The following is a 22,496-nucleotide window of genomic DNA, read 5'->3' as shown; positions in this document are numbered from 1 at the left end:
ACCTTGCAGGACGGTCGTCACCCCCTGACCCGCCAGCCCGCTGCAGCTGAACGCACCGTACGGCATGTCGGGCACAGAGACCCTCAGGTCCCCCGCGCATGTCTCCCCGCGCAAAGCCAACCGCCACTTTGCGCAAAGTTGACCTTAACAGCCCATTCAGCATCCACTGGAAGATCTCGATGTCACGATTACAACTGATACCAAGTCGCTGTATTTGTTGCACTTTTATGTAGCCAACTGATGCGGAATGTGTCAGCCGTCCCCGCACATGGCCAATTTGCGTTAAGACCATGTTAGGTTCGCGTCAAGTCAGGACGACATCTGAACATCAACATAACAACTGCACGGAAGCGAAAGAATTCTGTCCACTAGGGGGATCCACTCGATGACGTACAACCGCACTCCCGGCCGCCACCCGCTGACCAACGCCCTGCTGGTCGGTCTGATGATGGCCGCTGCCGGCCCGGCCCTGGCCCAGGAAGCCAGCTCAGGTTCCAACCCGATCGACCTCGATCGCGTCAGCGTGACCGGCTCGCGCATTGCGCGTACCGGCTTCGTGACCCCCTCCCCGGTTACGGCCATCACCGCCGAGGAAATCCGTGCCACCGGTGCGAACAACATCGGCGACCTGATGACCCGCCTGCCGGCGCTGACCCCGACCTATACCCTGGGCAACTCGACCCGCTTCATCGGCACCGCCGGCGTGGGTCTGATGGACCTGCGTGGCATGGGCACCTCCCGCACCCTGGTCCTGGTCAATGGCCGCCGTCACGTCGGCGCAACCTCCGGCTCCTCCGCCGTGGACGTCAACACCATTCCGGTGGAATGGATCGAGCGCGTGGAAGTGATCACCGGTGGCGCATCGGCGGTGTACGGCGCCGACGCTGTGGCTGGCGTGGTCAACTTCATCATGAAGAAGTCCTTCGACGGGGCTGAAGTACGCGGTCAGACCGGCATGGCCAGCGAAGGCGGCTTCAACCGTTCCTTCATCAGTGCCTCGGCCGGCACCGACTTCGCCGGTGGCCGCGGCAACGCCGCTGTCGCCCTTGAATACAGCAAGCAGGACCGCTTCGTTCGCACCGACCGCGCCATCGGCAACGAGTTCCTGGTGTCGGTGCGCAACCCGAACTACGACAGCAGCAAGCCGTCCAGCGAAAGCAACCCGGAAACCGTGCTGGCCGGCCCGGGCGGCAACCACTCGATCTCCTTCGGCGGTACCTTCAACATTGGTACGTTCAACCCGAACAATCCGGCTACCTGGGGCAACCGCTACCAGTTCAACCCGGATGGCACCTTCCGCAAGCAGCGCTACGACGGCACCGTGGTCAGCGCAACCAGTTGCGTGAACTGTGATTTCGCCGACCTGAACTCGGTTGCCGACCTGCAGCCGAAGTTCGACCGCAAGAGCATCAACACGGTCGTCAACTTCGACCTGACCGACAACCACCGCCTGTACTTCGAGGGCAAGTACACCGAAACGGTGTCCGACTTCCTGGCACAGCCGTCGTTCGACCAGACCCTGCGCATCCAGCGCGATAACGCCTACGTGTCGCCGGAACTGCGCGCACTGATGACCAGCGCCGGCCTGAGCCAGCTGACCCTGAGCCGCTTCAACGTCGACGCCGGCCAGCGTGGTGAGCACGTGGAGCGCAACACCCAGCGCTTCGTGCTGGGCATTGAAGGCAACCTGACCGAGAACTGGACCTACGACGTTTACGGCAATTGGGGCCAGAGCGAAGTCAAGCGCTGGAACCTCAACAACCGCATCAACGAGCGTTGGCAGGCCGGCCTGGATACCGTGGTCAACCCGGCCAATGGCGAGATCGTCTGCCGCACCACGCTGAACCCGAACGCGACCAATCCCAACAACGGCAACCGCGTGTACTCGCAGTTCGCCCGCGAAGGCTGCGTGCCGTTCTCGGTGTTCGGCAACGGAGCTGTGACCCAGGCCGCGCGTGACTGGATGAACGTCAATTCGTTCAACTACTCGCGCCTGCAGCAGTCGGTGTTCAGCGCGTCGCTGGCCAACGGCTCGCTCTTCAGCCTGCCGGCCGGTGACGTCGGCGTGGCCGGTGGTGTCGAATACCGCCGCGAAAAGAGCCGCGAAATCACCGATCCGCTGGCCGCGCAGGGCCTGACCTTCCTCAACGCCATTCCCAACCGCATGGGCAAGTACGACGTGCGCGAGGCCTTCGTTGAAACCACCGTGCCGCTGCTGGCCGACATCCCGGGCATCTACAACCTGACCCTGGACGCCGCAGGCCGCTGGTCGGACTACAGCAGCATCGGCAAGACCACCACCTGGAAGGTGGGCCTGGACTGGACCATCATCCCGTCGCTGCGTGCCCGCGGCACCCTGTCGCAGGCGGTGCGCGCACCGAGCATCGGTGAGCTGTACAACCCGCAGAGCGAAAACTTCGCCACGGTCAACGATCCCTGCAACTACCTGGCCACCAACCCGAACCGCCCGAACACCGCGGCGGACCCGGCACTGCGCCAGGCCAACTGCTCCGCGCTGGGCGTGCCGGTCGGCTGGGTCGACACCTACACTGCCACCCGCCCGGGCGTCAGCGGCGGCAATCCGGACCTGAAGCCGGAACGCGCACGCAGCTTCACCTATGGCCTGGTCTGGCAGCCTGATTTCCTGCAGGGCTTCGGCATGTCCGTCGACTACTGGTGGATCAGTCTGAAGGACGCCATTGGTGCGGTGACCGCGCAGACCAATGCAACCCGTTGCGTGGATTCGCCGGGGGGGATCAACAACAGCTTCTGCGGCTTCATCGAACGCGCACCGGTGGGCGGCAAGACCGATGCTGGCGGCCGCACCTTCCCGGAATACTCGATCAGCCGCTGGGTTGCGCTGAACGAAAACCTGGCCCGCTCGCGTCGCGTCGGCGTCGATCTGGAAATGGACTACCGCTTCAAGCTGGCCGAGGGTGACACCGTCATCCGCCTGGTGGGCACCCGTCTGCTGCAGTCGCGCGAGTGGGCCTTCCAGGCCTTCCCGAACGAGTACGACGAGAACGTCACCTGGGTGACCGATCCGCGCTGGCGTGGCCAGTTGCAGACCAAGTACTCGCTGGGCCAGTGGCGCGCGTCGTGGGACATGACCTACGTCGGCCCGAACCTGCGTGTGCAGCCGAAGAGCTACCAGGCCAACCCGGGACAGACCAGTCCGATCCGCAACGGCTCGTACACGTACCACAACTTCCAGTTCGGCTACCGCTTCCCGGGTGACAAGATCGACGTCTACCTGGGCATCGACAACGCCTTCGACAAGGACCCGCCGGTGAACTACTTCGGCTCCGATGTCGGTTCAGCGATGTACGACAACATCGGCCGTTACATGTATATGGGCGCCACCTACAAGTTCTGATCCATCCAGAACCGCAGCACCCCGACAGGCCCGGCTTTTGCCGGGTCTGTCTTTTTCCGGCCGCGGCCCTGCCCCCTTGCGCCCGGCCATGACCTTCGACACCCTTGCAGGTCAGGCTGGCGGCGTATCGTTCGGCCCACGGCCGTCCTGCGGCCCTTCCCTGACTCACTCGGCCTGGAGGCCATTCAAGTGACCCGTAATCCCAAGATCGTGCTGCTGACCCTGGCCGTTTCGGCCGCATTGGTTGGCTGCGGCAAGACTGAAGCCCCGGCCAAGGACGCCACCGCCTCCACGCCGGCTGCGGCCGAAGCCACCCACTACACGCTGGACGAGAGCAAGCTGCCGGCCTACAACGCTTTCCAGCCCAGCGATCTGGATGCCAGCAAGGACGCCTGTGGCGCCTTCGGCGACTACGTGAACAGCAAGTGGCTGGCCGCCAATGAAATTCCGGGCGACCGCACCAGCTGGGGTGCCTTCACCATCCTCGACGAGCGCTCGGTGGCCGTGCAGCACCAGCTGGCCGAGCAGGTCGCGCAGGTGAAGAACCCGAACCACATCGAGAAGATCGTCGGTGACCTGTGGGCCACCGGCATGGACGAGGCCAAGATCAACGCGCAGGGCATCGAGCCGTTGAAGGCCGACCTGACCGCGATCGACGGCCTGCAGGACAAGGCGGCCATCGCCAACTACCTGCGCAGCAGCGCCGCCAAGGGCGACAACGTCCTGTTCGGCTTCGGCGCCGAGGCCGACTTCAAGAACTCGGCCGTGAACATGGCCTACGCCAGCCAGGGCGGCCTGGGCCTGCCGGACACCACCTATTACACCGACGCCAAGAATGCCGACAAGCTGAAGGCCTACCAGGCGCACGTCGCCAAGGTGCTGGAGCTGTCCGGCGTCGCTGCAGCCGATGCAGCCAAGCAGGCCGAGGACGTGGTGAAGTTCGAGACCCGCCTGGCCAAGGCTTCCAAGTCGCGCGTGGAGCTGTCGCGCAACGTCGAGCTGTTCTACAACCCGGTCACCCTGGCCGACGCCGACAAGCTGACTCCGAACTTCAGCTGGACCGAGTTCTTCAAGTCGCAGGGCGTCGCCGCGCCGGAGAAGTTCTCGCTGGCCATGCCGGCTTTCCATGAGGAAGTAAGCAAGGCGCTGGGCGACACCGATCCGTCGGTGTGGCGCGCCTACCTGCGCTTCCACACCGTGGACAGCGCCTCGCCGTACCTGGCTGACGCCTTCGTGCAGGAGAACTACGAGTTCTACGGCAAGACCCTCAACGGCCAGAAGGAACAGAAGCCGCGCTGGAAGCGCGTGCTGGGCACCATCGAGAACGACGCCGGTGAAGCGTTCGGCCAGCTGTACGTGAAGGTTGCCTTCTCGCCGGAAGCCAAGGCGAAGATGGAAGAGCTGGTGAAGAACCTGGCCGCCTCGCTGAAGGAACGCATCCAGGGCCTGAGCTGGATGAGCGAGGAAACCAAGGCCAAGGCCATCGCCAAGTGGGAAACCTTCACCCCGAAGATCGGTTACCCGGACAAGTGGCGTGACTGGGCGGGCCTGCAGACCCAGCGCGACAGCTATCTGGGCAATGTGCGCGCGGCCAGTGAGTTCAACTACAAGTTCAACCTGTCCAAGATCGGCAAGCCGGTGGACAAGACCGAGTGGGGCATGACCCCGCAGACGGTCAACGCCTACTACAACCCGCTGCAGAACGAGATCGTGTTCCCGGCCGCCATCCTGCAGCCGCCGTTCTTCGATCCCAAGGCCGACGACGCGCTGAACTACGGCGGCATCGGTGCGGTGATCGGTCATGAGATGACCCACGGCTACGACGACCAGGGTGCGCGCTTCGGGCCGACCGGCAACATGGAAGACTGGTGGACCCCGGCCGACAAGAAGAACTTCGAAGGCCTGACCGGCAAGCTGGTCAAGCAGTTCGACCAGTACAAGGTCGACGGCCAGGCGGTGAACGGCCACCTGACCCTGGGCGAGAACATCGCCGACCTGGGCGGCCTGGCCACCGCCTACGACGCGCTGCAGAAGGCCTCCGCCGGCAAGGAAGATGCAAAGGTCGATGGCTTCACCCGCGACCAGCGCTTCTTCTTCAACTGGGCCACCGTGTGGCGCACCAAGTACACCCCGGAAAACGCCAAGGTCCGCCTGGCCACCGACCCGCATGCCCCGGCGCAGTTCCGCGCCATGGGTGCGCCGTCGAACCTGCCGACTTTTGCCGCGGCCTTCCAGTGCAAGGCCGGTTCGCCGATGGCCCGCACCGGCGAGCAGCAGGTGGTGATCTGGTAAGCCACGGCTGACGCTGCGGCAGACCTGCAGAGGCCCGGGAATTCCCGGGCCTTTGTTTTTGGCGGCGCCCTGCGAGCGCGGCGTGATGCGTGCATGCCGCGTCGATGCGCGGCTTGCTATAGTGCGCGCGCCCTCAATCCATCACGGATTCGTTCCACATGCCCAACTTCCGTCCGCTTGCCATCGCCCTGGGCATCAGCCTGGCGACCCTGGTCCCGACCCACGATGCGTTCGCCGCCGCCAAGAAGAAGGCCGCACGCGCTCCGGCCGTCAGTGCCCAGTGCAGCGACTTCTATGACGCTACCAACGCAGGCTGGCTGAAGGCCAATCCGGTGCCGCAGACCGGCGCCACCACCGCGCTGGGCCAGCTGGTCGATCGCAGCCGCCAGCAGCAGCGTGAACTGCTCGACGCCGCGATGAAATCGCCGCAGGGCAACGTGCAGAAACTGCTGGGCGACTTCTGGGCCAGTGGCCTGGACGAAGCCGCCGTGGAAGCGGACGGTTCCAACCCGATCGCCCCGCTGCTGACCCGCATCAACGCCATCAAGAAGGCCAAGGATGTGCCGGCATCGATCGCCGCGCTGCACCAGGTCGGTATCCCGGTGGCCTTCAACTTCGGCCCCGACGTCGATCTGAAGGCGCTGGACCGTCACATCGGCTACTTCATGCAGGGCGGCATGGGCCTGCCGGACCCGGCGTTCTATACCCGCACCGACGCCGACACCGTGGCCCTGATGGGCCGCTACCGCGCCTACGTCAAACAGATCCTGGCGCTGACCGGCACCCCGGCCGCCAAGCTGGATGCCGAGTCGCAGGCGGTGATCGCGCTGGAAACCGAGCTGGCGCGCAATGCGCAGTCGCTGGCCGGCATCAACAACCCGTTCAACAACTACGCGCCGATCTCCACCAAGGAGCTCAACAGCCGTTACCGCAATCTGCAGCTGGATGCGTTCCTGAAGGCACAGGGCGTGGATGACGACCTGGTCTCGCTGGCCGACCCGGGCCTGTTCAAGCAGCTCGACGGCATGGTCACCAAGCTCAAGCCGGACCAGTGGAAGGCCTACCTGCGCTGGCGCGTGGGCGACTCGATGGCGCCGTACCTGTCCAAGGCCTATCGCGACGCCGAGTTCGAATTCCGTGGCCGCGTGCTGCGTGGCGAGACCCTGCCGCCGCAGCGTTGGGAAGACGTGCTCGATGCGATCAACGTGGCCGCTGGCCCGATGGTCGGCCGCGAATACGCCGCCCGCTACCTGTCGGCCGAAGACCGTCGCCAGGCGGCGTGGATCGTCGACAAGGTGCGCGAAGTGCAGATCGAAGCAGTCAAGAACAGCAGCTGGATGAGTGCCGAGGCCAAGACCGAAGCGCAGGCCAAGCTGGCCGCGCTGAAGATCGAGATCGGCACCCCGCTGCGCGACCTCGACTACAGCGTGCAGCCGATGGGTCGTGGCTCGTTCGGCGGCAACATGCTGATTGCTTCAACCTGGCGCCATCGCGAGGAAATGAAGCGCATCGGCAAGGGCAACGCCGACCGCCGTTGGGACGTGCTGCCGCAGCAGCCTTCGCTGGCCTACGATCTGGCCCAGAACCGCCTGATCGTCACCGCCGCGATCCTGCAGGGGCCGGTGTTCAACGCCAAGGCTGACGCCGCCGACAAGTTCGGCAGCTTCGGTGGCCTGGTCGGCCATGAGCTGACCCGTGCGATCGACGCCAAGGGTGCGCTGGTCGACGCCAAGGGCGAGCTGCGCAGCTGGTGGACCCCGGCCGACAAGACCGCCTGGACCCTGCTCGGCAACCGCGTGGCTGCGCAGTACGGCGCCTACGACTTCCCGGGCGTGAAGGGTGCCAAGGTCAACGGCACGCTTACCCAGGAAGAGAATCTGGCCGACATCGCCGGTCTGGAACTGGCCTGGGCGGCCTACACCGCACAGGAACCGAAGGCCAAGCAGACCCAGCAGCAGGGCTTCTTCCGCGCCTGGTCGGCGCTGTGGGCGCAGCAGCTGTCTCCGAACGAGGCCGTGCGCCGCCTGACCGCCGACATCCGTGCACCGGGCCTGTGGCGCAGCAATGGCACGCTGGCCAACCTGCCGGCCTTCGGTGCCACCTTCAGCTGCAAGGCCGGCCAGCCGATGCAGCGCAGCGAAGCCGAGCAGATCAAGGTCTGGCGCTGAACCAGCTGCCACACGGTAATGCAGAGGGCGCCTTGGGGCGCCCTTTTTTTTGCGGGTGCAGCACGATCCCGGGTTAACACCGGGCGTGCTATCGCTGCAGCTTCGTCCAACGCGGAGCCCCGACATGGCACACAAGAACACCATCTGTGTCTGGTACGACAACGGCGCGCTCGATGCCGCCACCTTCTATGCCAGCATCCTGCCCGACAGCGCGGTGACCGCCGTGCATCACGCACCGGGCGACTACCCCGACGGCAAGGAAGGCAACGTACTGACCGTCGAATTCACTGTCTGCGGCATCCCCTGCGTCGGTCTCAATGGTGGGCCTGCGTTCAAGCACAGCGAAGCGTTTTCCTTCCAGATCCAGACCGAGGACCAGGCTGAGACCGACCGTCTGTGGAACGCCATCGTCGGCAACGGTGGCCAGGAGAGCCAATGCGGCTGGTGCAAGGATCGCTGGGGCATCTCCTGGCAGATCAGCCCGCGCATGCTGATCGAAGCGGTGACCAGCAAGGACAAGGCATTGGCCAAGCGCGCCTTCAACGCGATGATGCCGATGAAGAAGATCGACATCGCGACCATCGAAGCGGCAATCAAAAAAGGGGACGGAGGGGATTAAGTCGTTTCTCCCCCTGCGCTCAGATGCAGATAGCGACTTGATCCCCTCCGTCCCCTTTTTCCAGAGGTGCTGATGTCCTGGGATGCGATCATCATCGGTGGTGGCCACAATGGCCTGGTCTGCGCCGCCTACCTGGCACGTGCCGGAAAGAAGGCGCTGGTCCTTGAACGGCGCGGCGTGCTCGGCGGCGCCGCAGTCACCGAGGAGTTCCATCCCGGCTTCCGCAACTCGGTCGCGTCGTACACGGTCTCGCTGCTGCAGCCGAAAGTGATCGACGATCTGCAGCTGCATGCGCATGGGCTGCGCATCGTCGCGCGTCCGGCCAACAACTTCCTGCCATTGCCGGACGGCCGCCACCTGTTGTCGGCGCCTGGCCGCACCCAGGCCGAAGTCGCCAAGTTCTCCGAGCGGGACGCACAGCGCCTGCCCGCGTACGAAGCACGCCTGGAGATCTTCGCCGACGTGCTGCGCGCATGGGCCTTGCGCGCGCCGCCGGACCTGGGCGTAGCAGGCGGTTGGCGTACCCTGCCCGCCCTGTGGCAGATGGGGAAACTCGGCCGCGAACTGGCGACGCTGGATGCTCCGCTGCGCCAGGAGCTGCTGGACCTGTTCACGCTGTCGGCGGCGGAGTACCTGGACCGCTGGTTCGAGAGCGAACCGATCAAGGCTTTGTTCGGATTCGACGGCATCGTCGGCAACTATGCCAGTCCCTACACGCCGGGCAGTGCCTATGTGTTGCTGCATCACGTGTTCGGCCAGTGCAACGGCGTGAAAGGTGCATGGGGCCATGCGATCGGCGGCATGGGCGCGATCAGCCAGGCCATCGCCGCCGCTGCACGCGAGGCCGGTGCGGAGCTGCGCATGGAGGCTGGTGTGCAGCGCGTGTTGATCGAGCAGAGTCGCGCAGTGGGCGTGGAACTGGCTGATGGCAAAGTTCTGCGCGCACGTACGGTGATCGCCAACGTCAATCCAAAGCTGCTGTACGAACAATTGCTGGAACCGTCGCAGGTGCCCGCTGCCACACGCGAACGCATGGCGAACTGGCGCTGCGGTTCGGGCACGTTCCGGATGAACGTGGCGCTGTCTCGGCTGCCGGATTTCAGCGCCCTGCCCGGCCGAGGCGATCACCTCAGCGCCGGCATCATCATGGCACCCAGCCTGGACTACATGGATCGCGCCTGGCTGGACGCCCGCCGCGATGGCTGGTCACGCGAACCGATCGTGGAAATGCTGATTCCCAGCACGCTGGACGATTCCCTGGCCCCGCCCGGACAGCATGTGGCCAGCCTGTTCTGCCAGCACGTGGCACCGGTGTTGCCTGGGGACCGCCATTGGGATGATCACCGGGAAACCGTGGCTGACCTGATGATCGCTACCGTCGAACGCTATGCGCCCGGCTTCGCTGACAGCGTCCTCGGTCGGCAGGCGTTGTCGCCGCTGGATCTGGAACGCACCTTCGGCCTGGTCGGTGGCGACATCTTCCACGGCGCGCTGAGTGCCAACCAGTTGTTCTCGGCGCGGCCGATGGTCGGCCAGGCTGGCTACCGCGGCGCCCTGCCCGGCCTGTACCTGTGCGGTTCGGGAACCCATCCCGGCGGCGGCGTCACCGGTGCGCCGGGCCACAACGCCGCGCAGGTGGTGTTGCGGGATCTGTGAAGGTGTGCCGACCAACGGTCGGCACCCACCTGCATGGGAGAAGGTGTGCCAACCAAGGTCGGCACCTACAGCATCAAATGATCCTTCGGATCATTTGATGCTGCGCAGATGGTTCGGGCGCTTCGGTGGGCCCGGCGGGCGGCGCTTGTTGAACGGCGGCTGCCCGCGCCAGTAACGGATCAGCAACCAGCCGAACAGCATGCCGCCGAGGTGCGCGAAATGGGCCACGCCCGGCTGCCAGCCGGTCATGCCCAGGACCAGCTCACCCACGCCAAACAAGATCACGAAGGTCCGCGCCTTCATCGGAATCGGCGGGAACAGCAGCATCACCCGCTGGTTCGGGAACAGCATGCCGTAGGCCAGCAGCAGGCCGAACACGCCGCCGGAGGCGCCCAGCACCGTGGCCGGGTTTTCCAGCAGCGTCCCCACCAGCAATTGACAGACGCCGGCACCGGCCACGCACACCAGGTAATAGAGCAGGAAGCGCTTCTCGCCCCAGGTCTGCTCCAGCGGCGCGCCGAACATGAAGACGGCCAGCATGTTGAAGAACAGGTGCCCGAAGCTGCCATGCAGGAAGCCATAGGTCAGCAGCTGCCACGGCTGGAAGTTGCCCCCCGGCGAGAACGCATCGAAGCCCTGCTGCAGTGGTTGCAGCATGAACGGCTCGAAGGTCTGCATGCCGAGCAGGAACGGCTGCTGCAGCAGGAACAGGATCGCATTGGCGATCAGCAGGGCCTTGGTGACGGTAGGCAGTCGCGGGAACATGGGAGCACCGGCATGGAACGGCCTCCATCATAGCCGCAGCACCGTGTCTTGTTGGCGACCGCCAGGCGCAGCCTGTTCAGTCGCCAGCGGTGCTCAGCCTGGGCCCCATACGGCGGCATCCAGTGCCGCCGCCGGATCAGTCGCAGGCATCCGCACCCGGCCGTTCTCCACCACCACGCCCTCGGCGCGCAGCCGCTGTGACTGCTCGCGCCAGCCAGCCGACCCTTCCTCCATGGCAATGCGCCCATCCGAGCGCAGCACGCGGTGCCAGGGCAGGTCCGGGTCGTCGTTCTGGCCGAGGATGCGCGCGGTCAGCCGCGCACGCCCGGGCAGGCCGGCGCGCATCGCCACCTGCCCATAGCCCATCACCTGCCCCACGGGGATCGCGCGGATCACCGCCAGGATGCGCGCACGCGCCTGCTCTGGCGTCAGCGCCGCAGGCGGGTCACCAGCAGTACGCCGATCAGCACCAGCACGGTGCCGGCGATCTGCGCCGGCCCCATCGGTTCGTCGAGCAGCCATAGGCTCATCACGATCGTGGAAACAGGGCCCAGCATACCGACCTGCGCGGCCAGCGACGAACCCACGCGCTGCACCGCCAGCATGATCGCCAGCACCGGCAGCACCGTGCACACGGTGGCATTGACCAGCGACAGCCACTGCACCGGCGCCGGTGCCTGCCACAGCAACGGCAGCGGATGGGTCACCGCGAAATGCAGCAGCACCAGCACGCTGGCCACGCAGCTGGCGTAGGCGGTCAGCCGCACCGCACCGATGCGCGCAACTACCTGCCCACTGCCAAACAGGTACAGCGCGTAGCTGAGCGCACTGCCCAGCACCAGCAGGCTGCCGACGATGATCTGCCCGCCCTCGCGCTGCAGATCGTGGCCGAAGGCGAGCAGCACGCCGAGGTAACTCAGCACCAGCGCGCCGATCTGCCACCGGCCCGGCCGCTGGCGCGCCAGCAGCACGTTGATCAGCAGCACCAGGGTCGGGTTCAAGTAAAGAATCAGGCGCTCCAGAGTCACGCTGATGTACTGCAGTCCCTGGAAGTCGAGCAGGCTGGACAGGTAGTAGCCGGTGAAGCCCAGCCACAGCACGCGGGCGCGGTCGGCCCAGGACAGCGGCGTGGCCCGGCGTGCAGCCCACACTGCCATCACTACGAACAGCGGCAGCGCCATCAGCATGCGCAGGGCGAGCAGCGTGGTGGCATCCACGCCGTGACGCAGGCCGAGCTTGACGATGATGGCCTTGCCGGAGGCGGCGATGGCGCCGATCGCGGCCAGGCCGATGCCACCCAGCGCGATGCGTGGTGAAGCGGTGGCGATACGGGAAGCGGGGCTGGACATCAGGACGACGGCGGGCCGCACGGGGCGGCCAGGGAAGGCGTAAGGGCGTCCATTGTCGCATGGGTGCGCCTGGTGCCCGCCTTGTAGAGTCGAGCCATGCTCGACTGCCTTTCCACCGCAGTCGAGCATGGCTCGACTCTACAAAGAGCGACGGCCGAGCACAGGCTCGGCTCTACAACCGCCCCGCTCAGCGCATCAGCACCACTTCCTCGGCCGAGGTCGGGTGGATCGCCACGGTGTCGTCGAACTGGGCCTTGGTCGCGCCCATCTTCACCGCCACTGCGAAACCCTGCAGGATCTCGTCGGCCGCTTCGCCCAGCAGGTGGATGCCCACCACCCGTTCTTCCGGACCCGCACAGACCATCTTGAACAGGCTGCGCTGGGTACCGTTGGCCAGCGCCTGCAGCATCGGACGGAAACGGCTGTGGTAGACGCTCACCTGGTCGAAACATGCACGCGCGTCTTCCTCGCTCATGCCCACAGCGCCCAGCGGCGGATGCGAGAACACCACGCTGGCCACGTTCTCGTAATCCATCTTCGACTGCGGGCGCCCCCCGAACAGGCGGTCCATCAGCCGCCGCGAAGCCGCCACCGCCACCGGGGTCAGGCCCACCTTGCCAGCGATGTCACCCACGGCATGCACGCTCGGCACAGAGGTGGTCTGCCATTCATCCACCTGCACCTGCTGGTGTTCGCCGATGCCGATACCGAGCGCTTCCAGGCCCAGATCACGACTGTTTCCACGGCGGCCGGCAGCGAAGAACACCGCATCGAACACACTGTCGATCGGGCCGTCATGGCCGAACGCACGAACGCGTTCGCCATCGCGCTGCAGTTCGCGCAGGCGATAGCCGAAATGAATCCGTACGCCCTGCTGCTTCAGGTTCTCGGCCAACTGGTCGGTCAGCTCGTAGTCGAAGCGCTCCAGCAGGCGCTTGCCGCGCACCAGCAGGCTCACCTTGCTGCCCAGTGCCTGCAGCAATCCGGCCAGCTCCACTGCAATGTAACCGCCACCGATGATCGCCACCTCGGCTGGTGCCGCACGCAGGTCGAAGAAATCATCGGAAACCAGGCCCAGCTCTGCGCCGGGAATGTCGGGCCGCAGCGGGTGCGCGCCGGTGGCGATCAGGATGTGCTCGGCGCTGTAACGCACGCCATCGCTGCAGGCCACGGTGTGCGCATCGAGCAGATGGCCGCGCGCGGGAATGCGCACCACGCCGGTTTCATCCAGGCGCTTGTGGTAGCTGGTGTGGATGTTGCTGATGTAGGCCTGGCGATGGATCACCAGTTCCTTCCACGACAGCGCCGGGCGTGCCTCGACATCGAAGCCCATCGCACTGGCCAGGCCGATGCGCTCGTGCAGGTCGGCCGCCAGCCACATCGCCTTCTTCGGCACGCAGCCGACATTGACACAGGTGCCGCCCAGTTCGCCGGGCTCCAGCAGCGCCACGCGCTTGCCGTACTGCGCGGCCCGGATCGCGCCAGCCAGGCCGGCGGAGCCGCCGCCAAGGACGATCAGGTCGTAATCATAGGGTGCTGTGCTCATCGGAATCGCTCGGGTCGGTAAGGGGCTGGATCGATCGCCGGCGTGCGGCCGCAGACGAGATCGGCGATCAGCTGGCCGGTGCCGGCGCTCATGCTGATGCCGAGCATGCCATGCCCCGCTGCAAGCCAGACGTGAGGATGGGCGGGTGCACGGCCGATCAACGGCACGTCGTCCACGCTCATGGGGCGCCAACCGCACCACTGCTCCTGCAGCTGCGCACCACGCGGCGTGCGCAGGTAGTGGTCGGCGGCGTGCTGCAGGGCCTGCAGGCGGGTCGTGCGCAGCTGCGGGTCGGCACCGGCGAATTCCATGGTGCCGCCCAGCCGCAGTGCTTCACGCCAGGCAATCACGAACACGGAATGGTCCTTCAGCACGACTGGACGCTGCGGCACCTGCGCCGGTCGTGACCAGGTCAGCGAGTAGCCCTTGCCGGGTTGGATCGGCACGCGCAGATCCAGTTGCCGTGCCCAGCGCGGTGACCACGGCCCGGTGGCCAGCACCAGCTCGCGCGCCTGCAGCATGCGTTCACCGACACGCACGCGCACACCCTGCGCGTCGGCGCTGAATTCCTGCACGTCTGACTGCTCTTCGATCACCACGCCCTGCGTGTGCAGCACGCGCGCAAGTTCGGCGGTGTAGCGGTCCGGACGCAGCTGTGCGTCGCCGGGGAAGTGGATGGCACCGGCAAGGCCATCGTGGAAGGCCGGGTTGTCGCGTGCATAGTCGGCGCCGCCGATGCAGCTTGTGGCAATACCCTGCGCGTTCAGCGCCTCACACTCGGCAGCGTGGTGATCGAAATTGCGGGCGTCACCGAACACATAGTCCAGACCGCGCGTATCGAACTCACAGTCAAGCGCATGCGCCTGTACCCACTCGGCCAGGCGCAGCCGCGAATCATTCAGCAGTGCAGCACGCGCCCGCGTGGCGTGCAGCCAGTCACGCGCGTTGCAGCGCGCCCCGAACTGCAGCAGCCAACGCCACAATGCAGGGTCCAGGCGCGTACGCACGTACAGCGGCGCACGCGGATCGAGCATCCAGCGCAGCGCGCGCAACGGTACGCCAGGCGCTGCCAGCGGTGGCGCGTGGCTGGGCGTGATGGTGCCGCAGTTGCCATATGAGGTCGCGCCGCCGACACGCCCACGGTCGATCACCCGCACCTGCCGGCCCTGTGCGCGCAGCGCGAGTGCGGCGGCCAGTCCAATGGCACCGGCGCCGACCACGATCACATCCTCGCGCGCGCCCTGCATCGATCAGCCCTGCCCGGCCTCGCGCCGCATCGGCGGCCACTGCCGGTAGGTCATCGCACGCCACAGCCATTCCATCGGGCCAAAGCGGAATCGGCGCAACCAGACATGCGAAAGGGCCACCTGCACGGCAAACAACAACAGTGCGAACAGCAGCTGCACGCTGCGCGGCATCAGCTCGAAGCCGCCCAGGCCATAGTGATAGAACAACCAGGTGCACAGCAGCGACTGGCCAAGATAATGGGTCAGTGCCATGCGCCCGACCGGGGCCAGCCAGGCCAACCGCGCACGCCAGTGCACGATCCACGCCAGGTAGCCCAGGCACATCGGCAGGCCACCGATCGTCACCAGTGCCATTGCGGCTGTCACCGGCAGGTCGTAAGCACCCGGTGCCAGGTAGGGCTTCCAGGCAACCCCCAGCAGCGTGACCACCAAGCCCAGCGGCAGTGCCACCCAACGCAGCACCGCGTACAACCGCGGGAAGCGCTCCGGCGCCGCCAGCGCACCACTGCCGGCGAACCAGCTGCCGATCAGGAACATGCCCAGCACTTCCGGGCCGGTGATCAGCAGCGCGCCCATCGACGTGCCGAACTCGCTCAGGCGCTGCACATTGGCCTGCATCCAGCTGCCCTGCCCATAGACCTGGCGCTGCAGCTCGATGCTCTGCTGCGCGTCGGCGAGCATCTTCTGCACGTCTTCCGCCGAAGCCATCGACACCATCGCGCCGACCAGCAGCATCATCGCCACGCCGCCCAGATAGACGATCACGCCCATCCACGGCAACCAGCTGCGAGGTGCCTCTCGGCAGGCCAGCAACGGAAGCGAGATCAGCGCATACATCACCAGGATGTCACCGGACCAGACCAGCAGCGCGTGGCACAGGCCGATCAGCAGCAGCCCTGCGCTGCGGCGCAGGTAGAAAGGTGTGAAGTCGCGTCCGGCCACTTCGGCGCGTTGCGCCATCACCGCGAAGCCGGCGCCGAACAGCAGCGAGAACAGGGTGAAGAACTTGCCCTGCACGAACACGTAGACGAAAGCATCGGCCCAGTAGTCGATGCCCTGCCAGCGCGCGTCGATGCCGGTGAAGGCCAGGTCCAGCGGCCCGCTGAAGGCCTCGATGTTCATCAGCAGGATGCCCAGCAACGCGGCACCGCGCAGCACGTCCAGTAGGGCGATGCGTTCGCCGGAAGCCACCGGCTGCAGGGAAGGAGAAGCGGCGTTCACGGGGCATCCGTCGGGCAGGTCCGCCATTATGCCGCCGGCCCGCGCGCCGTGGATGGCCGCGCCGTGTTCCACAAACGCAACGGCCCGCCGAAGCGGGCCGTTGCTTCCACCATGATCGCGCTGCGATCAGTGCTGGTGGCCGCCGTCACCGTGGACGTGGCCGTGGTCGATCTCTTCCTTGCCGGCTTCGCGCACGTCAACGATTTCGACGTCGAAATGCAGGTCCTTGCCGGCCATCGGATGGTTCAGGTCGACGTCGACGACGCTCATGCCGACCTTCTGCACGGTCACCGCACGCGGGCCGAAGTTGGTCTGCAGAACCACCTGCTGGCCCGGGGCCAGCTTGGTGTTGCCGAAGTGCTTCTTCGGCACGCGCTGGGACAGGCCCTCGCGGCGCTCGCCGTAGGCATCGGCGGCGGTGACGTCGACGCTGAAGGTCGCGCCGGCTTCCTTGTCCATCATGGCGTTCTCCAGGCCCGGGATGATGTTGCCGTGGCCGATCAGGATCGCCAGCGGCTCGCCGCGGTCCTTGGAAGATTCAATCGGCTCCTGGCCGACTTCGGAAACGGTGTAGTGGAAGCGGACAACGCGGTCTTTTTCGATCTTCATGCGCAACTCTGTCTGGATCTGCCGAAGGCAGGCGGGTTGGGGCGGGTTGTCGCCCGGCGGGGACGCCGCCATCATGACGGCCAATCCTAAGGTGGCGCATTATCCGGAGATCATGCACATCACGCCAGTTTCGTCCGGCCTGCGCCGGCTCCTCGCCCCGGCCCTGCTGCTGGCCCTGCCCGTGCTCATGACCGCCTGCGGCGGCGGCAAGGCCACCCGCCCCGCGCCGCCCCCGCCGACGGCGAACTGGCCGAAGACCGTGCCGGACAACCCCGAAGCCGCCAACTCGGTGCTGATGCGTGCCATCAGCCTGGTCGGCACGCCCTACCGCTACGGCGGCAACACCCCGGATTCTGGCTTCGACTGCAGCGGCCTGGTCGCCTACGTCTATCGCGAAATGCTGGACCTGCGGCTGCCACGCACCTCGCGCGACCTTGCGGCAGTACAGGGTCCGAAGATCGATCCGCAGCGCCTGGCCACCGGCGACCTGGTGTTCTTCGGTAGCCGCGGCAGCGTCACCCATGTCGGTATTTATGTCGGTGAAGGGCGTTTCGTGCATGCGCCGAGCACCGGCGGCACCGTGCGCCTCGACTCGCTCAGCGGTCCCTACTGGAAGGACCACTACACAGGGGCGAAACGCGTCCTTCGCTAAAATGAACAGGCGATATGTTTAAAACTGTGACGGACATCACCGTGCAACTAACGATTTACTAACGGAATTTTTAACTTATCCGCGCTTTTACAGGGCATGATGCCCCATCGTTTTTTTCCTGTGACCGACGCGTGACGACTGACGACCTGAAAAGCGAAGGCCAGACTTCCGTATCTTCACGTAGTGCCCGCCCGCTGTTGCTTGGCCTGGCACTCTGTCTGACCAGCCTTCCGGCCTGGTCGCAGACCGCTCCGAACCGTTCCTCCGATGTGACCCCGGCCCCGGTGGCCGAGAGCACCGCCCGACCGGCCGCCAAGGCCGAGGCTGCCGCTCCGCAGCGCAGCCGCGTCGACGCCGCCGCCAGTGCCACGCTGGCCGCCCTGCTGCCGCACCTGGCCGCCAACGACACCATTCCGCTGATGGACCGCTCGGCCGTGGTGGCCGGCGACCTCAGCCGCCTGCTCGCCAACTACGACACCAGCAGCGCCGCCAATGGCAGCGTTGTCGGCACCGCTGCCGACAACGGCAAGGTGCAGTCGCTGCTGCGCCGCGCGATGACCCTGCTGGGCACCCCGTACCGTTGGGGTGGCAGCAACCCGGACAGCGGCTTCGATTGCAGCGGTCTGGTCGGCTACGTGTTCCGCTCGGCCCTGGGCATCGAGCTGCCGCGCGTCTCGCGCGAGATGGCCCACGATGACAACGCCGAACTGATCAACGACCGCACTGCACTGGCCGCGGGTGACCTGGTCTTCTTCGGCCGCAAGGGCCGCGTCGACCACGTCGGCATCTATGTCGGCGACGGCCGCTTCCTGCATGCACCGAGCTCGGGCAAGGACGTCCGCGTGGACACCCTGCTCAGTGGCTATTGGGGCAACAAGTTCATGCAGGCCCGCCGGGTCGACCTCTGACCCGCTGGCGCTACGGCGCCGCCTGAAAGACAAAAAGCCGCTGCCCCGCAGCGGCTTTTCTGTTGGGCCCGTAATGGTGGGTAGATAGATGCCGCCCCCCCTCTGTCAGGTGGGTGCGGACCGTTGGTCGGCACTGTCTCCATCCGCGCATGGCGTGGATCTACCAGGACCCGCCTTGGCCGCCACCGCGCCAGCTCCCAAACAAAAGGCCCGCCGGGTCAGGGCGGGCCTTTTACATCGACACGCAGTCTCAGGCGCGTGGCGGCGTCGGATCAGGATCGTCCACACCCACATTGCTGGACGGGTTGTCATACACCGCCTGGTCGAGCAGCCCGGTTTCCTTGGCCACGATCACCGGCACCAGCATCTGGCCCGTCACGTTCGTCATCGTGCGCATCATGTCCAGGATGCGGTCGATGGCATACAGGTAGCCGATGGTCTCCAGCGGGAGATTGGCCGCGCTCAGCACCACCGTGGCCATGATCACCGCAGTACCCGGTACGCCAGCGGTACCGAAGCTGCCCAGCACCGAAGCGATCAGCACCACCACGTACTGTTCCGGGGTCAGCGGCACGCCGCTGTACTGCGCGATGAACACCGCGCACAGCGCCGGATAGATCGCGCCGCAGCCGTCCATCTTGATGCTGGCGCCCAGCGGCACCGCGAACGAACCGTAGTCCTTGTTCACGCCCAGGTTGTGGGTGATCGAACGCAGCGCCACCGGCATCGCGGCGAAGCTGGACGAGCTGACGAAGGCCACCTGCATGCCCGGTGCCGCGCCGCGGAAGAACTTCAGCGGATTCAGCCCGTGCGCCAGCAGCAGTGCGCTGTAGACCACCACAATGTGCAGCGCGCAGGCTACGTACAGCGCCAGCACGAAGTGACCCAGCGGCAGCAGCTTCTCGAAGCCGTAGCTGCCAACCAGGCCGGCGATCAGGCCAAAGGTGCCGATCGGGGTGACTTCCAGCACGAAGCGGGTCACCTGGATCATGATGTCGCTCATCTGCCCGACCAGCTTGCGCGCCTCGGTCACCTTCTCGCCGAGCTTGACGATGGCAAAGCCGACCAGCCCGGCGAAGAAGATCACCGGCAGGATCGAGCCACGACCGGCTGCCAGCACGGTCTCACCGGCCGCGTTGACCTTGGTGCCGATGCCGGACAGCGCGTAGAAGACATTGGCCGGCACCACGTCCAGCAGCACCTGCACCACGCTGGGCACTTCACGCGGCACGTAGTTGCTGGCCATCGTCAGCTGCAGGCCACCGGCGCCGGGCTGCAGCACGGTGCCCACGCCCAGCCCGACGCACACCGCCAATGCAGCGGTGATCACGAACCACAGGAAGGTACGTCCACTGAGCGCGGCGACCGACTTCTGCCCGTGCAGCGACGAGATCGCGTTGATGACCGCGAAGAACACCAGTGGCACGGCGATCATCTTGATCAGGGTGACGTACAGCTCGCCGAGCGGGCCGAACCACGTCTCCGCGGCCGGGCCGAGCGCCCAGCCGGCCAGCGCGCCGAGCACGAAGCCACCGACCACGCGCTGCCAGAATGGAATCCGCAGCCAGGCAGAGACCAGCTTCATAGGCAATCCAGAGGGGAAGGAAGGGATGCTGGCACGATAGCCCAACGCGGCCCGCAGAACGACCGCCCGACCGGCAAATCAGTGTGTCATCGGCGTGCCTTGCGGGGCCGGGCATAATGAACGTCCCGTTACAGTTTGTGAGAACCCAGCGTCCATGCGCCGTTCCGTCTCCCTGTTGGCCGCCTGCGCCACCACCCTGCTGCTGGGCGCCTGCGCCAGCACCGCCCCCTCGTCCGCTCCGGCCGGCCTCAAGGTCGCCGTCGACCCCGTCGCCCACCCGGCCGGCGAAACCCCGCAGTGGTGGTACCGCAGTGGCGCCGCCCAGGCCGCCGCCAACGGCGCGATGTCCGGCAAGGCCAAGAACGTCATCCTGTTCCTCGGTGACGGCATGAGCCTGACCACCGTGGCTGCCTCGCGCATCTACGAGGGCCAGCGGAAGGGCGGCTCCGGTGAAGAAAACCTGCTGTCCTGGGAGCGCTTCCCGGCCACGGCGTTCAGCAAGACGTACAACACCGATTCGCAGACCCCGGATTCGGCCGGCACCATGACCGCCATCACCACCGGCGTGAAGACCCACATGGGCGCGATCGGCGTCAGCGCCGGCAGCCGCACCGACTGTGCCGACAGCCTGTCCAAGGGCCTGCTGACCTGGCTGCAGCTGGCCGACAGCGCCGGCCTGGCCACGGGCGTGGTGTCCACCGCGCGCCTGACCCATGCCACCCCGGCCGCGACCTATGCGCACTCGCCCGAGCGCAACTGGGAAAACGACACCGACCTGACCGAAGCGGCCAAGGCGGCCGGCTGCAAGGACATCGCCCAGCAGCTGCTGTCGACCTCGCGCTATGGCCGCGGCCCGCTGGTCGCCCTCGGTGGCGGCCGCGGTGAGTTCACCACGGTGGAAGAACGCGATCCGGAATACGACGACAAGGTCGGCCAGCGCCTGGATGGCCGCAGCCTGGTGCAGGAATGGCAGCAGGCCCATCCGCAGGGCGCCTATGTGTGGAACAGCAAGCAGCTGGCCGCCGCCGCCAATGCGCCGGCCATCCTCGGTCTGTTCGAACCGGACCACATGCGCTACGAGTACGAGCGCCCGCAGGATCCGGGCGGTGAGCCGAGCCTGGCCGAACTGACCGCAGCAGCGATCAAGAACCTTTCAAAGCACCAGGAAGGCTACGTGCTGATGATCGAAGGCGCGCGCATCGACCACGCCAACCACAGCGGCAATGCCTACCGTGCACTGACCGAGACCGTGGCCCTGTCCGACGCGGTCCGCGTGGCCAACGAACTGACCTCGGCCGATGACACGCTGATCATCGTTACCGCCGACCACTCGCACACGCTGAACTTCGTCGGCTACCCGGCGCGCGGCAACCCGATCCTGGGCAAGGTGAAAGACAAGGGCGGCGAAGATGGCGCCGGCAAGCTGGACTATGCGCTGGACGGCACCGGCCAGCCGTACACCACGCTGAGCTACGCCAATGGCCCGGGCCATACCGGCAGCAGCAACCAGCAGCCGGCCGGCCCCAAGCGCTACCCGCACAACCCGAGCAGCTTCGAACCGGCCAACGGTCGCCCGAACCTGCGCGAGGTCGACACCGAGCATCCGGACTACATGCAGGAAGCACTGGTGCCGATGAAGTCCGAATCGCACGGCGGTGAGGATGTCGGCATCTGGGCACGCGGCCCGGGCAGCAAGGCGATCCGCGGCACGCTGGAACAGAACGCGATCTACCACATGATCGTGCAGGCCACTCCGGCCCTGCGCGAGCGCCTGTGCCAGGTCGGCACCTGCGATGACAAGGGCGTGCCGGTGCAGCTGCCGGCACCGACAGCCTTCGAACGCAAGGCCGAGACCAAGTGATCGCACGGCAGGCCCGCCCAGTCCCTGTCAGCGGCCGCTTCGCGCGGTCGCTGGCCCTGCTTGGCGTGCTGGTCAGTGCCACTGCAACGGCACAGGCACCTGCGTGCAAGCTGCTGACCGACGAACACGGGTTGTGGCCGCTGCCCAACTGCGAGGTGGTCGATCACCGGCCGAAGATCAGCGCCGACACGCTGAAGGACCTGAACTACGACGACCACGGCCTGGCCGTGGTGTACGCCGACCAGGGTTTCCACTACGTCAACCGCAAGGGTCGCAGCCTGCCGGTGCTGACCTGGGACAACGGTCCGGAAACGCCGCAGGAAGGCCTGCTGCGCGGCCGCGTCGGCGACCGCGTGGGCTACTTCGACCTGAAGTTCCGCCAGGTGGTGCCGGGTACGTTCGATTTCGGGTGGCCGTTCCAGGATGGCGTGGCCGAGGTCTGCAATGGCTGCCGTCGCGGCACGCCGGATGCCGACGGCCACACGCCGATGGAAGGCGGAGAGCGGTTCCGCATCGACCGCTCGGGCCGTCGGGTGAAGTAGTTTTTTCAGCAGGGCTGCGCCCTGCACCTGCCGAAGCCGAAGCCAAATCAAGATCAAAAGCGGCTCTGGTTTTCTGTGAGTTGGGCGGGGCGGTGTGGGT

Annotated in this window: 17 protein-coding genes; 9 read left to right on the top strand and 8 right to left on the bottom strand. The window is 66.3% G+C overall.

Going from position 1 to position 22,496, the window contains the following annotated elements:
- Positions 1-385 precede the first annotated feature (385 nt).
- The 5 genes from HLA98_RS17050 to HLA98_RS17030 all read left to right on the top strand — a co-directional run bounded on the left by HLA98_RS17050 (position 386) and on the right by HLA98_RS17030 (position 10,111).
- Entirely contained in the window at positions 386-3,376 is a 2,991-nt protein-coding gene (locus HLA98_RS17050; protein WP_088479883.1) for a TonB-dependent receptor domain-containing protein, read from the top strand.
- 189 nt (positions 3,377-3,565) lie between these two features.
- Positions 3,566-5,668 (top strand): M13 family metallopeptidase, encoded by a 2,103-nt coding sequence (locus HLA98_RS17045; protein ID WP_057501224.1) that lies wholly within the window; start codon positions 3,566-3,568, stop codon positions 5,666-5,668.
- Between the two features lie 158 nt (positions 5,669-5,826).
- Positions 5,827-7,836 carry a M13 family metallopeptidase gene (locus HLA98_RS17040; RefSeq protein WP_049447722.1) on the top strand — a complete coding sequence of 670 codons (2,010 nt, stop codon included), beginning with the start codon at positions 5,827-5,829 and terminating at the stop codon, positions 7,834-7,836.
- A gap of 124 nt (positions 7,837-7,960) precedes the next feature.
- Entirely contained in the window at positions 7,961-8,455 is a 495-nt protein-coding gene (locus HLA98_RS17035; RefSeq protein WP_057501223.1) for a VOC family protein, read from the top strand.
- 72 nt (positions 8,456-8,527) lie between these two features.
- Positions 8,528-10,111, top strand: coding sequence for a phytoene desaturase family protein (locus HLA98_RS17030; RefSeq protein ID WP_057501222.1), 1,584 nt, complete (start codon positions 8,528-8,530; stop codon positions 10,109-10,111).
- A 90-nt stretch (positions 10,112-10,201) separates the two neighbouring features.
- Here the strand turns inward: HLA98_RS17030 and HLA98_RS17025 are convergent, their stop codons facing one another.
- From HLA98_RS17025 to HLA98_RS16995, 7 genes are all read right to left on the bottom strand, one after another.
- Positions 10,202-10,876, bottom strand: a complete 675-nt coding sequence (locus HLA98_RS17025) for a rhomboid family intramembrane serine protease (protein ID WP_049447725.1) — start codon at positions 10,874-10,876, stop codon at positions 10,202-10,204.
- A 93-nt stretch (positions 10,877-10,969) separates the two neighbouring features.
- A complete protein-coding gene (locus HLA98_RS17020; RefSeq protein WP_232015565.1) occupies positions 10,970-11,308 on the bottom strand; it encodes an MGMT family protein in 339 nt (112 codons plus the stop codon).
- On the bottom strand, positions 11,305-12,225 hold the full coding sequence (locus tag HLA98_RS17015; RefSeq protein ID WP_049447732.1) for a DMT family transporter: 921 nt from the start codon (positions 12,223-12,225) through the stop codon (positions 11,305-11,307). Before HLA98_RS17015 ends, HLA98_RS17020 begins: the two co-directional genes overlap by 4 nt.
- A gap of 187 nt (positions 12,226-12,412) precedes the next feature.
- Positions 12,413-13,771 (bottom strand): glutathione-disulfide reductase, encoded by a 1,359-nt coding sequence (gene gorA, locus HLA98_RS17010; protein WP_057501220.1) that lies wholly within the window; start codon positions 13,769-13,771, stop codon positions 12,413-12,415.
- Positions 13,768-15,018, bottom strand: a complete 1,251-nt coding sequence (locus HLA98_RS17005; RefSeq protein WP_057501219.1) for an NAD(P)/FAD-dependent oxidoreductase — start codon at positions 15,016-15,018, stop codon at positions 13,768-13,770. The genes gorA and HLA98_RS17005 overlap by 4 nt, the downstream gene beginning before the upstream one ends.
- 3 nt (positions 15,019-15,021) lie before the next feature.
- On the bottom strand, positions 15,022-16,266 hold the full coding sequence (locus HLA98_RS17000) for a DUF418 domain-containing protein (RefSeq protein WP_057501218.1): 1,245 nt from the start codon (positions 16,264-16,266) through the stop codon (positions 15,022-15,024).
- 99 nt (positions 16,267-16,365) lie between these two features.
- On the bottom strand, positions 16,366-16,848 hold the full coding sequence (locus tag HLA98_RS16995; RefSeq protein ID WP_043034821.1) for an FKBP-type peptidyl-prolyl cis-trans isomerase: 483 nt from the start codon (positions 16,846-16,848) through the stop codon (positions 16,366-16,368).
- 73 nt (positions 16,849-16,921) lie between these two features.
- Between HLA98_RS16995 and HLA98_RS16990 the strand changes: the two genes are divergently transcribed.
- Both HLA98_RS16990 and HLA98_RS16985 read left to right on the top strand, forming a co-directional pair.
- Complete coding sequence (locus HLA98_RS16990) at positions 16,922-17,500, top strand: C40 family peptidase (protein WP_170272479.1); 579 nt, start codon at positions 16,922-16,924, stop codon at positions 17,498-17,500.
- A gap of 131 nt (positions 17,501-17,631) precedes the next feature.
- On the top strand, positions 17,632-18,408 hold the full coding sequence (locus tag HLA98_RS16985) for a C40 family peptidase (RefSeq protein ID WP_049436807.1): 777 nt from the start codon (positions 17,632-17,634) through the stop codon (positions 18,406-18,408).
- A gap of 250 nt (positions 18,409-18,658) precedes the next feature.
- On the opposite strand, the gene HLA98_RS16980 is transcribed toward HLA98_RS16985, so the two are convergent.
- Positions 18,659-19,993: a dicarboxylate/amino acid:cation symporter gene (locus tag HLA98_RS16980; RefSeq protein WP_019660634.1), complete on the bottom strand. Its 1,335-nt coding sequence runs from the start codon at positions 19,991-19,993 to the stop codon at positions 18,659-18,661.
- A gap of 154 nt (positions 19,994-20,147) precedes the next feature.
- Between HLA98_RS16980 and HLA98_RS16975 the strand changes: the two genes are divergently transcribed.
- Positions 20,148-21,854 (top strand): alkaline phosphatase, encoded by a 1,707-nt coding sequence (locus HLA98_RS16975; protein WP_057499709.1) that lies wholly within the window; start codon positions 20,148-20,150, stop codon positions 21,852-21,854.
- Entirely contained in the window at positions 21,851-22,396 is a 546-nt protein-coding gene (locus tag HLA98_RS16970; protein ID WP_057499710.1) for a WG repeat-containing protein, read from the top strand. Before HLA98_RS16975 ends, HLA98_RS16970 begins: the two co-directional genes overlap by 4 nt.
- The last annotated feature ends 100 nt before the right edge of the window (positions 22,397-22,496 follow it).

The sequence above is a fragment of the Stenotrophomonas africana genome (assembly GCF_013004645.1).
GTDB classification, from domain to species: Bacteria; Pseudomonadota; Gammaproteobacteria; order Xanthomonadales; family Xanthomonadaceae; genus Stenotrophomonas; species Stenotrophomonas africana.
The sequence above is the reverse complement of the archived record's forward strand: the minus strand, read 5'-3'. Positions and strand labels throughout refer to the sequence as shown.

Coding starts and splice junctions, on each gene's coding strand:
- HLA98_RS17050 (WP_088479883.1), top strand. CDS start 386: ATGACGTACAACCGCACTCCCGGCCGCCACCCGCTGACCAACGCCCTG.
- HLA98_RS17040 (WP_049447722.1), top strand. CDS start 5,827: ATGCCCAACTTCCGTCCGCTTGCCATCGCCCTGGGCATCAGCCTGGCG.
- HLA98_RS17035 (WP_057501223.1), top strand. CDS start 7,961: ATGGCACACAAGAACACCATCTGTGTCTGGTACGACAACGGCGCGCTC.
- HLA98_RS17030 (WP_057501222.1), top strand. CDS start 8,528: ATGTCCTGGGATGCGATCATCATCGGTGGTGGCCACAATGGCCTGGTC.
- HLA98_RS17025 (WP_049447725.1), bottom strand. CDS start 10,876: ATGTTCCCGCGACTGCCTACCGTCACCAAGGCCCTGCTGATCGCCAAT.
- HLA98_RS17015 (WP_049447732.1), bottom strand. CDS start 12,225: ATGTCCAGCCCCGCTTCCCGTATCGCCACCGCTTCACCACGCATCGCG.
- gorA (WP_057501220.1), bottom strand. CDS start 13,771: ATGAGCACAGCACCCTATGATTACGACCTGATCGTCCTTGGCGGCGGC.
- HLA98_RS17005 (WP_057501219.1), bottom strand. CDS start 15,018: ATGCAGGGCGCGCGCGAGGATGTGATCGTGGTCGGCGCCGGTGCCATT.
- HLA98_RS17000 (WP_057501218.1), bottom strand. CDS start 16,266: ATGGCGGACCTGCCCGACGGATGCCCCGTGAACGCCGCTTCTCCTTCC.
- HLA98_RS16995 (WP_043034821.1), bottom strand. CDS start 16,848: ATGAAGATCGAAAAAGACCGCGTTGTCCGCTTCCACTACACCGTTTCC.
- HLA98_RS16990 (WP_170272479.1), top strand. CDS start 16,922: ATGACGGCCAATCCTAAGGTGGCGCATTATCCGGAGATCATGCACATC.
- HLA98_RS16980 (WP_019660634.1), bottom strand. CDS start 19,993: ATGAAGCTGGTCTCTGCCTGGCTGCGGATTCCATTCTGGCAGCGCGTG.
- HLA98_RS16975 (WP_057499709.1), top strand. CDS start 20,148: ATGCGCCGTTCCGTCTCCCTGTTGGCCGCCTGCGCCACCACCCTGCTG.